Origin of the sequence: Legionella adelaidensis, from assembly GCF_900637865.1 — a bacterium.
In the GTDB taxonomy this organism is placed as follows: Bacteria; Pseudomonadota; Gammaproteobacteria; order Legionellales; family Legionellaceae; genus Legionella_A; species Legionella_A adelaidensis.
Genome location: NZ_LR134436.1, coordinates 1 through 9,073, shown reverse-complemented (window position 1 = coordinate 9,073; position 9,073 = coordinate 1). Strand labels below are relative to the sequence as shown.

Below are 9,073 nucleotides of genomic sequence, written 5' to 3'. Positions count from 1 at the left end.
CAATTTGGTTGGAGTCCGAAAAAGGCAAAACGCAATTTGGCATGCCATCATATTAATTTCATCACTGTTGGTTACAGCAATTAACATATCAGCTTGCTGAATGCCTGCATCGATAAGTACGTCAGGATGCGAGGCACCCCCCTGTACCGTTTTAATATCAAGCTTATGTTGCAGCTCACGTAAGCGCTCCTCATCGGTATCAACGAGAGTAATGTCATTATCTTCGTGCGCAAGGTTACGGGCTAATGTTCCCCCGACTTGGCCAGCACCTAAAATAATAATTCGCATTAAAGAGTCTTCCTTATACTTACAGCAAAAAGCCTTGATAGACAAAGGTGGCAGGACCAGTTAGATAAATTGGACTATGCGGGCTTTCCCAATGAATTTGTAAGTCCCCTCCAGGCAGGGAAACGGTAATTGTGCTATCTAAATTTAAATAAAGCCGACCTAGTGCTGCCGCTGCAACTGCTCCACTTCCACAAGCCATTGTTTCACCACAACCACGTTCAAAAACGCGCAATTTAACGTGCTGTGGATTTATTACTTCCATAAAGCCAACATTTACCTGCTCAGGGAATAGGGGATGATGACAGATATAACTGCCGATCTCTTGTACTTTTGCTTCTTCAACCTGGGGAACCAGTAAAACCGCATGAGGATTTCCCACATTAATTAAATACATGGCAAAATTTTCACCATTGAGAGAAGGGACAGTATAAGTTTTTTGCTGGGTATCGTTTAAAAAAGGGATATCAACCGGGTGTAGTTTCGGTAATCCCATATCCACAGTCACCGTATCATCTTTATTTATTTGTAATTCCATTCGCGTGGTTTTAGTCGCAACTGTGATAATTTTTTTTTGTGATAATTGGTAATGTGCTACATAACGAGCTAAACATCGTGCACCATTACCGCATTGCCCCACTTCTTTTCCATCAGAATTATAAATTTTATATAGAAAATCAATCGCAGGATCTTCGCTAGGCTCAATAATTAAACATTGATCAAATCCAATGCCGGTATGGCGATCACTTAAGTATTTAATGTCCAGTTGAGCAAGATTTATTTTTTGGCGGATAGTATCAAGAACTATAAAATCGTTTCCAAGACCATGCATTTTTGTAAATGTAATTTTCATTTTTTTAAGCTTATATCTTCGGATGTTTTTTGAGGCAACGGCTTCGGTAAATATAAAGGGCCTCGTTGGCCGCATCCAATCATCATAAGTAAGGAAAAGAATAAAACCAAAGTAACTAAATTTCGCATGGCCTTCTCAGGTGGTATTTAAACTATCATAACATAGGATTTCGGTAAAATAACGATCTGGCCCCGTTGCGACTGCAACTCTAATGACTATGTGTAATGCGAATGGCATGCTCTTGCTATCGCTTTTCCCTTTAGGGATAATTCAGCTTTTTATGTGGATAATTCTGATTTGAATAGTTACATTAACGATACAGGAGAGAATCCTAAAGCGTGTATCATTTGGATGCATGGCTTAGGCTCGAATGCAAATGACATGGCGAGTTTAGCTCAGGAATTACGTTTAAATTCTCCTGTACGTCATATATTTATAGACGCCCCCGTACGTGCGGTTACTTTGAATAATCATATGCACATGCCAGCATGGTATGATATTTATGGCCTGCATTTTGGTGCCAGAGAAGATATTGCAGGTGCTCATGAGTCTGCCGAAAAAATTTATCATGTGGTTGAAAAACAATTAGCGGAAGGGTTTTTAGAAGAGCAAATTTATTTAGCTGGTTTCTCACAAGGTGGTGCAATGGCCTTGTATACCGGGCTTAATTTTTGTACTTCTTTAGGCGGCATTATATCCTTATGTGCTTATATGCCGGGTACTAAAGAAAATAAAACGATTACGTTAAATACAAAGACACCCATCTTCTTTGCCCTTGGAGAATGGGATACAGCCGTACAACCCTTGTGGTCCAGATTAAGCATTGATTGGTTAGAAGATAAAGGTTTCAAAGAAATTTCTTCTTATGCCTATTCAATGGGACACAGCGTGTGTATGGAGGAGATAGTAGACCTCTCACAGTGGTTACAAAAAAATATTAATATTAATTCCTCGGAAAAATTGAATGACAATCGTTAGAAAATCCCGTGTTGTTCCCTATAGCTGTGAACAAATGTATAACTTGGTAAATGATGTGGAGAGTTATGCCGAGTTTTTGCCTTACTTCTCAAGGAGTGTCGTACATCATCGCGATGAAGACGAAGTACAGGCAACTTTGATTGTTACTGCAGCAGGTATGAGCAAGTCTTTTACCACTCGTAATCGTTTGCAAAAAAATAAAATGATAGAAATTCGTTTAGTCGATGGCCCATTTAGCCATTTAGAAGGATTTTGGCGTTTTGATGAAGTCCCTGAAGGGTGTAGCATCTCCTTTGATCTCGAGTTTGATTTCGCAGGTAAAATGTTCTCCATGTTTTTAGGACCGGTCTTTGAGCAAATTACAGATAAGATGGTGGATGCTTTTTGTGACCGGGCTGAGGAGTTGTATGCTACAAGTTGAGGTAATTTATATATCCCAAGACCAACGCATATTTCATAAAAAATTAACGTGCCCTGTTGAAAGTACCGTCCGCGAGGTGATTATATTGTCCGGGCTGTATAATCGCCACCCTGAGACTAAAGAGTTTGCAGTAGGCATTTTTTCCAAGCCCGCGAATCTGGACGATCCCGTAAAGCAAGGTGATCGCATTGAGGTTTACAGACCATTGCTGATTGATCCGAAGGAGAGTAGGAGACAGCGGGCGAAAAAGAAAACCTCTGTAGGTTTGTCCCGATAGTCCCAACATCCGATCTATTTCAATATCCAAAGGTTGGGCTTATGGGCATCAACCTAGTTTCCTTCGACAAGAAAGACATGAGAAATCGTAGCTGGTTGCTTGTAACCAGGGTTTATGCGATGAATATCCGTGATAAATAGGATGAAATAACCATTCGTTAATCACCACAGTATATTCAGAGCACCTTCCTCTCAAATATTTTTTGAAGTACAAAAAAAACACAGTATACTAAGCAAATATACTAAAGGAAAAATAAGCTATGAAAATTAGAATTTGTGAATTGTCATCTAATAAACTTGTCATTGAACCTATATCAGAAAAAAAATCGATGTATAGTCGAGACTTGAGTATTGAGTTAAGTGATTTAGTCAGTTTTTTAAATTCATTAGGTTTGCATCAGAATTCCGATTACACTCGGATTGAGGGCCCTTATCCTTTGACACAACCTGAATATAAATTAGCATTTTCTGGAAAATCTCTTGTACTTCGTGCCTTAGGCCGAATTCCTATGGATTCCATAGCCCAATGGGATAGAGGATACCTTGACTCTACTAGAGGGTTAGATCTACCTGGCGTCATTCAATGGTATGCGTTAAATATCAACTCGTCAGAATGTTTTCATTCTGAATTACCGTTGGTTGAGAAAGCTCAAGATGCTGTTTTTAAACAATTGAAAGATCAAATTAACACCCTTCATAGTAAAATTACTCAACCCTCGGGGTTTATTGATCGTTTAAATAAAGAAATATCCACTCTATCTAAACGAACTGACCAGCTGTTTGAACAATCGAATTTTAACCTGTTGATGGCTGCTCTGGAAAAAACAGCACAAGATGAATTAGATAGCCCCTCTGTCGTGGAAAAAGGATTTTCTTTGTTCGCAAAGAAATCGATACTTTATCCTGAATATCGCAAACTCATTCTACAATTTGCGCCTTTGACACGAGGACTTTATAGACGACAAACTGAAACAGTTGGGCTTCGCCCAGAATATAAAGGTTTTGAACCACAACTTGAAAGAGTTCGGGCTTTATATCAACAAATATAGAGCAGTGTAACGTAGAGATTGTTATGGAGTTCCATAAACCCTGATTGTAAGCAACTGAATCTTCTACACATCTTGCTCTGAGTAAAAAAAATGATCGAATAGTTTTTTTGCTCGGAGTCTCCCTTGGAACTTAAGATAGAGAACGCCCAATCGTGGTCAGAGTTTTATTTTCACAGTGTTATTTTAATGATAAACGCTTAACCAGACACCTAACTCAAATAGGAAATCAGCTATTGCTCCATACAGGCTGTTCGTTGCTTTCAAGTTCCGAAGGAGATGAAATAAAAATAGAAGGGAGTTATCGCTTATTGCGTTTTAAGCGAGTGACTGCGCAAGAGATAGGAGTGGTGGATATAAAGCGAGTGCTGCGTTAGTAAAAGAAGCTTCCTTAATACTAGCTATCGAAGATAAACATCGTAGATACTGTCTTTAAATGCAAGAGTAACCTTCATTAAAAGGCAGCTTATTTTTGAGAACACCAAAAATTAATGAGTCAATTTACGCATAAGGACACAGATAATAGTTTTTGGTGTTTTTCCATTTAGTTGAAGACGCGCTACAAAAGAAGCTAATCCTTTTGTTATATCTTTTAGCGACCAGCCCTGCCATATGTATTATGTACCCCCCGCTGGCAAGCAACCGGGTCATTTTTCAACAAGACTAGGAAAAAAATCCTTGTTAAGAATGCTCGATTTTAGTCAAATGATTATTACTAAAGTATAAAACCACATGCTTTTTCTGCATGGGGCCTCCGCCTTTTCGGCAAGTATAAGCGTAATCCCAGCGGTTATTATTAAATGTTGGACTCAGTAAACTGTTGCCCATTAAAATAACGACATCCTCCTTGCTCATACCTATTTTTAAGTGATCAATTTTAGATTGTGGTAATAAATTACCTTGCTGGACAACGCGGCGTTGGAAGTCGTAGGAGGCACAGCTAGTTAAAGTAATGAGCAATAAGAATAATGTGTATAGCCTCATTTGCATTTTTTTGCCTCAGAAATAAAATTTCGCCATAATAGCATGTCATGCTTCGAAAGCAACTTGAGTTTTTTTAATCAGGCCAATTAGAGGGGAGTTTTTGTGGAAGAAGGTAAGCAATTAAAAGACGCCGGATTAAAAATTACCATGCCACGGGTTAAAATTTTACAAATTTTAGAACAGGCAAAAGATCATCATCTAAGTGCCGAGGATGTTTATAAGGCCTTGCTGGATCAAGGCGTAGATGTAGGCTTGGCTACAGTTTATCGCGTTCTTGCTCAATTTGAAGAGGCCGGTTTAATAAACCGCCTGAATTTTGAAGGTGGATATTCTGTTTTTGAATTAAGCCACGGTCATCATCATGATCATTTAGTATGTATCAAATGTGGAAGAGTTGAAGAATTTGTAGATGAAATTATTGAAAACAGGCAAAAATTAATTGCTGAAAAAGCACATTTTCAAATGACCTACCACGCCTTAAATATTTATGGGGTTTGTCCACGCTGTGTCGCTTAGCTATCTTTCCAAAATTACAGGCAGTTTTGTCGCCTGTTTAATCCATGTTTCAACTTGTTGTATGCTGGGTAAATGCTTTAGATAGTTCGTTTGTATATTCATTTGTTGCAAGGTTTGAAATAATTTTTCTGCATTGAATTGGCTTAAAATGGTCACAGAAAGAACACCACAATGTTCCAATAAATTAGCATAATCCTCGCCTATTCCATCTATTCGGGCTAAATCTGCTTGTGTTGACCATTTATTCAGTAATTTGGTGTTAATTCCCGTTTGCTTTGCTAATTGTTCGCATTTTGATTTTTGGCTACAGGCCTCTAAAAGCTGTTGCTGATCATCAATTCCCGCTTCATGTAAAAGTTCAGTGAAGCGTACACCTATACTTTCTATTTGGGATATTTTTTGCATAAAAACTCCCCATTTGACTACGCATTTAAATTATAGACTGAACCGCAAGGCGCTGGAGGAGAAACAGTAGGGAAAAATTAAAGGAACTGCAATAATTCGTGTAAGCTTTCCAATAATGTTTCAGCGACATGCTGGGAAGACTTTTTATTATGCAGGAGTGCTTGATTACACTCTACTTCAATTCCAAGATAGTCCATTTGATTATGTTTTTTTCTTAAGCTAGTAGTAAAACCATCGGTATTCCCTTTATAGGGATAATTCTTTCTCACTTTATAGTGAGGCTGCTGATTTTTTAATATACCATGCCATGCTCTGGCAACTTCCGCTTCTCCATGCCTTTTAGGGTCGTATAAAAGTCCTATGGCGGTATTTCTTCTTACTCCATTTAACATGGGCGTAAATGAGTGGATAGCTAAATGTAAAACCTGATAGTCTTTTTTAATTAAGTTTAAAATATTTTTTTCCGTCTCCTCTCTGTAGGGTAAATAATAGTTATCTATTAATGTTTGTTTTTCTTTTTTTGCTAGTGCGCGCGTAAATTTTGAAAAGCAGCGCGGATTAGATAAACTGCGATTGCAGTCGATTAATAACCGGTTAACTTGGCTATAGGAAAAAGGAGTGTCGAGCGCTTTACTTAAGAAACGGGCAATCTCCAGAGCTCCGAAATCATAGCCTTCATGGCTCTCTTTTATCTCTTTATGCGTCGCAAATAAATGCGCATATTCTTTAGGAACTTTTTCTTGTGCGTGCTCACAACTTATCACAATACGTGTAGATTTCATGATGGCAAATACTGTTGATTTTTAATCAGGCAAAAAGCTAATTGCTCATATATATTTTTAAGCATAGAAGGAGTAATGGCATTTTGACAACTGCGTAAGATACGCTCACTTAGATTGCCATAGCGAATAATGTTCTCAATGGTAAGCTGGCTAGTTTTATCAAGACTGGGGCTTACTCTTTCTAGCAATTGTGACCAAATATCTCTAATACTCATTCTTCGTCTAGGTAGTTGCCATTGTTCAAGTATATGGCCATCCTCAACTATGGTGGTTAATCCTTCTTTTAAGGCTCTGTCATAGATTTCCTTTAAAGCACTGGTATCACAGGGTTTGTCCAAATAAAACGAGGAGGTTTCATGCCAGCTTTTTAAAACATGATGGATTAAATGCGCGATGGCAATATCAGAATTCACATTTTCCTGGGTATCTACTATACGTATTTCAATGGCATTGTAATCGAATTTCGCGATGGCACCCCGAGAGTTTAACCACTCATATTGCAAAATTTTATTCGGATCGTGCGGATCGATAGCTCGATACATAGGTTGAAGAATTTTTTCTTCATATTCTCTTTTAGAGCGGACAAATTCAGGAATAATATCGCCGCTAATCTCGGGAATGATGCGTTGATTTTGTTCATAAAAAGATAGCCTTGCATCAAGAAACCCTGTTTTTTTGCCATCCAAAATAGGCGTGCTCGCTGATAAAGCGGGAATTAAAGGCAAAATTAAACGGATTAAACTGTGTAAATGAAAGAATTCCTCATCATTTGCAAAGGGCATATTAATATGCATACTTTGTAAATTTGCCCAACCGTGGCCCTGGCAATTAAAAATCGTATTGTATTGTCTATATATTTCTTCGTTATCGTAAGGCCAGCGTTTAGTTTCAGTGTGAGGGTCCATCCATGGGTGTGCACCGGTGGGTAATAGCTTCAGATGGTGCTTTTTGAGGATAGGTTGTAAATCTTCAATAGCTTTCTGAAAATGTTCTGCCACCTGGATATTGACAGGTTTAGGCCCATTATTTTTAAGCTCTAAGACATGCATAACCAGCTCATTACTCACCGCGATATCGCCGAGCTCTGCTTGATTTACAATTTTTCCGGCTATATCTTTTAAGAGTAAATCACTTATCGGACGAACATTTAAGGTTTCGTTGTCTACTAACATGTATTCAATTTCAATACCTAATACTGAAAATAGAGAGAAGTTAGACATACCCATGCTTCCGTCGAATGCGTTGCAGAAAAACAGCCATTATTTGTTGATAAAGATTCTCACCTAATAAATCATCTTCAATGCCAAAATCTATGTTTGGATTGTCATTTACTTCAATGACATAATGCTTATCACCATGTGTTTTAATATCAACACCATACAACCCATCTCCAATAAGCCGTGTTGCTTTTAATGCTGTTTTAATAACTCCTTCGGGTACCTCATCTAATGGCACAGCGTCAGCCAGGCCTTCTTTTTCCTGGACAGAATCCCAATTGTAAATTTGCCAATGTCCTTTAGCCATATAATAACGGCAAGCAAAGAGTGGTTTGTTATCTAATATTCCTATTCGCCAATCGTAGTCGGTAGGGATAAAAGGTTGTAATAGCACTAAATCAGATGTTTTTAAAAATTGTGTTAATGATTTTTGTAATTCTTTTTCATCATCTAACTTAATGACTCCATGAGAGAAAGCGCTATCTGGCTTTTTTAATACGCAAGGAAAATTAATAGGGGGTAAAGCCTGGTCGAATTTGCTAATGAAAATAGTTTCCGGAGTCAATATTTGATGGCTGCGCATAAGCTCTGCAAGGTACACCTTGTTAGTGCATTTAACAATCGATTGTGGATCATCAATAACTACCAGATTTTCTTGGGCTGCCCGCCTGGCAAAGCGATAAGTGTAATGATCTACAGCTGTCGTCGCGCGAATAAATAATGCGTCATATTCCCCAATCGATTTGCTGTCGTTTTTGTCAATAAAATCCACATTAAGACCCAGGGTTTCGCCTACCGATACAAACAAATCCAAAGCTTTCTTATTGGAAGGGGCATTTTGCTCGGCAGGATCTATTAAAATGGCCAAATCATGGAAACGTTGCTTTTTACGCCATTGATGAAAGCGCTTTTTAGAAAAATAACTTTCAGCCGCCTGTTTCATAAAATCATAATGATGGGGAGGAAGCTCAGAAAGCGATAAGGGAATTAATTTTTTAATAGACCACTGTTTTTTCTTTTCTAGAGTAAAGCGTAATAAAGGCAAGGGGAACAAACTATGTAACTTCTTTGCTAAAGCCGCATGTCTTTTAGCCATGTTCTGGCCGAAATAAAGGCTAAGAATAAATTCATTTCCCTTTATGTCGTTTAAACTGTGTTGTATTTCTTCTTCAATTTCCTGGGATATTTGCTTTGATAAACTGGCACTCAAAACATCTTGAATGTTTAAAGCGGAAGGGATTGCCTTGTGATCTCTTGCCTGTGCTAACAAAGAGACGTAATACCCAATGGTTTGATAATTATAGGACTGG

General features: G+C 38.1%; 13 protein-coding genes and 1 pseudogene. 6 read left to right on the top strand and 8 right to left on the bottom strand.

Annotated features, from left to right (window positions below):
* From EL206_RS09410 to lptM, 3 genes and pseudogenes are all read right to left on the bottom strand, one after another.
* Window positions 1–288 (bottom strand): annotated as a pseudogene (locus EL206_RS09410) (NAD-binding protein); the annotation flags it as partial.
* Between the two features lie 19 nt (window positions 289–307).
* Window positions 308–1,138: a diaminopimelate epimerase gene (gene dapF, locus EL206_RS09405; protein WP_058462513.1), complete on the bottom strand. Its 831-nt coding sequence runs from the start codon at window positions 1,136–1,138 to the stop codon at window positions 308–310.
* Complete coding sequence (gene lptM, locus EL206_RS09400) at window positions 1,135–1,224, bottom strand: LPS translocon maturation chaperone LptM (RefSeq protein ID WP_415098702.1); 90 nt, start codon at window positions 1,222–1,224, stop codon at window positions 1,135–1,137. The genes dapF and lptM overlap by 4 nt, the downstream gene beginning before the upstream one ends.
* 211 nt (window positions 1,225–1,435) lie before the next feature.
* On the opposite strand from lptM, the gene EL206_RS09395 reads away from it, so the two are divergent.
* The 5 genes from EL206_RS09395 (at window position 1,436) to EL206_RS10245 (ending at window position 4,236) form a co-directional block, all read left to right on the top strand.
* On the top strand, window positions 1,436–2,116 hold the full coding sequence (locus EL206_RS09395; protein WP_084758871.1) for an alpha/beta hydrolase: 681 nt from the start codon (window positions 1,436–1,438) through the stop codon (window positions 2,114–2,116).
* Window positions 2,103–2,537, top strand: a complete 435-nt coding sequence (locus EL206_RS09390) for a type II toxin-antitoxin system RatA family toxin (RefSeq protein ID WP_058462515.1) — start codon at window positions 2,103–2,105, stop codon at window positions 2,535–2,537. Before EL206_RS09395 ends, EL206_RS09390 begins: the two co-directional genes overlap by 14 nt.
* Window positions 2,524–2,814 carry an RnfH family protein gene (locus tag EL206_RS09385; RefSeq protein WP_058462516.1) on the top strand — a complete coding sequence of 97 codons (291 nt, stop codon included), beginning with the start codon at window positions 2,524–2,526 and terminating at the stop codon, window positions 2,812–2,814. Before EL206_RS09390 ends, EL206_RS09385 begins: the two co-directional genes overlap by 14 nt.
* Before the next feature lie 259 nt (window positions 2,815–3,073).
* Window positions 3,074–3,862: a hypothetical protein gene (locus tag EL206_RS09380; protein ID WP_058462517.1), complete on the top strand. Its 789-nt coding sequence runs from the start codon at window positions 3,074–3,076 to the stop codon at window positions 3,860–3,862.
* 152 nt (window positions 3,863–4,014) lie between these two features.
* Window positions 4,015–4,236 carry a transposase DNA-binding-containing protein gene (locus tag EL206_RS10245; RefSeq protein WP_162261876.1) on the top strand — a complete coding sequence of 74 codons (222 nt, stop codon included), beginning with the start codon at window positions 4,015–4,017 and terminating at the stop codon, window positions 4,234–4,236.
* Window positions 4,237–4,540: 304 nt separating this feature from the next.
* Here EL206_RS10245 and EL206_RS09370 read toward each other — a convergent pair whose 3' ends face one another.
* Window positions 4,541–4,849 (bottom strand): outer membrane protein assembly factor BamE, encoded by a 309-nt coding sequence (locus EL206_RS09370; protein ID WP_232048555.1) that lies wholly within the window; start codon window positions 4,847–4,849, stop codon window positions 4,541–4,543.
* Between the two features lie 96 nt (window positions 4,850–4,945).
* Here EL206_RS09370 and fur point away from each other — a divergent pair, with 96 nt between their 5' ends.
* Window positions 4,946–5,359 (top strand): ferric iron uptake transcriptional regulator, encoded by a 414-nt coding sequence (gene fur / locus EL206_RS09365; protein WP_058462518.1) that lies wholly within the window; start codon window positions 4,946–4,948, stop codon window positions 5,357–5,359.
* Here fur and EL206_RS09360 read toward each other — a convergent pair whose 3' ends face one another.
* The 4 genes from EL206_RS09360 to EL206_RS09345 all read right to left on the bottom strand — a co-directional run bounded on the left by EL206_RS09360 (window position 5,360) and on the right by EL206_RS09345 (window position 9,033).
* Window positions 5,360–5,764, bottom strand: a complete 405-nt coding sequence (locus EL206_RS09360; protein WP_058462519.1) for a DUF4332 domain-containing protein — start codon at window positions 5,762–5,764, stop codon at window positions 5,360–5,362.
* 77 nt (window positions 5,765–5,841) lie between these two features.
* A complete protein-coding gene (locus EL206_RS09355) occupies window positions 5,842–6,546 on the bottom strand; it encodes an N-formylglutamate amidohydrolase (protein ID WP_058462520.1) in 705 nt (234 codons plus the stop codon).
* A complete protein-coding gene (locus EL206_RS09350) occupies window positions 6,543–7,766 on the bottom strand; it encodes a carboxylate-amine ligase (RefSeq protein WP_058462521.1) in 1,224 nt (407 codons plus the stop codon). Before EL206_RS09350 ends, EL206_RS09355 begins: the two co-directional genes overlap by 4 nt.
* Window positions 7,759–9,033, bottom strand: coding sequence for a RimK family protein (locus EL206_RS09345; protein WP_232048554.1), 1,275 nt, complete (start codon window positions 9,031–9,033; stop codon window positions 7,759–7,761). The genes EL206_RS09350 and EL206_RS09345 overlap by 8 nt, the downstream gene beginning before the upstream one ends.
* Between the last annotated feature and the right edge of the window lie 40 nt (window positions 9,034–9,073).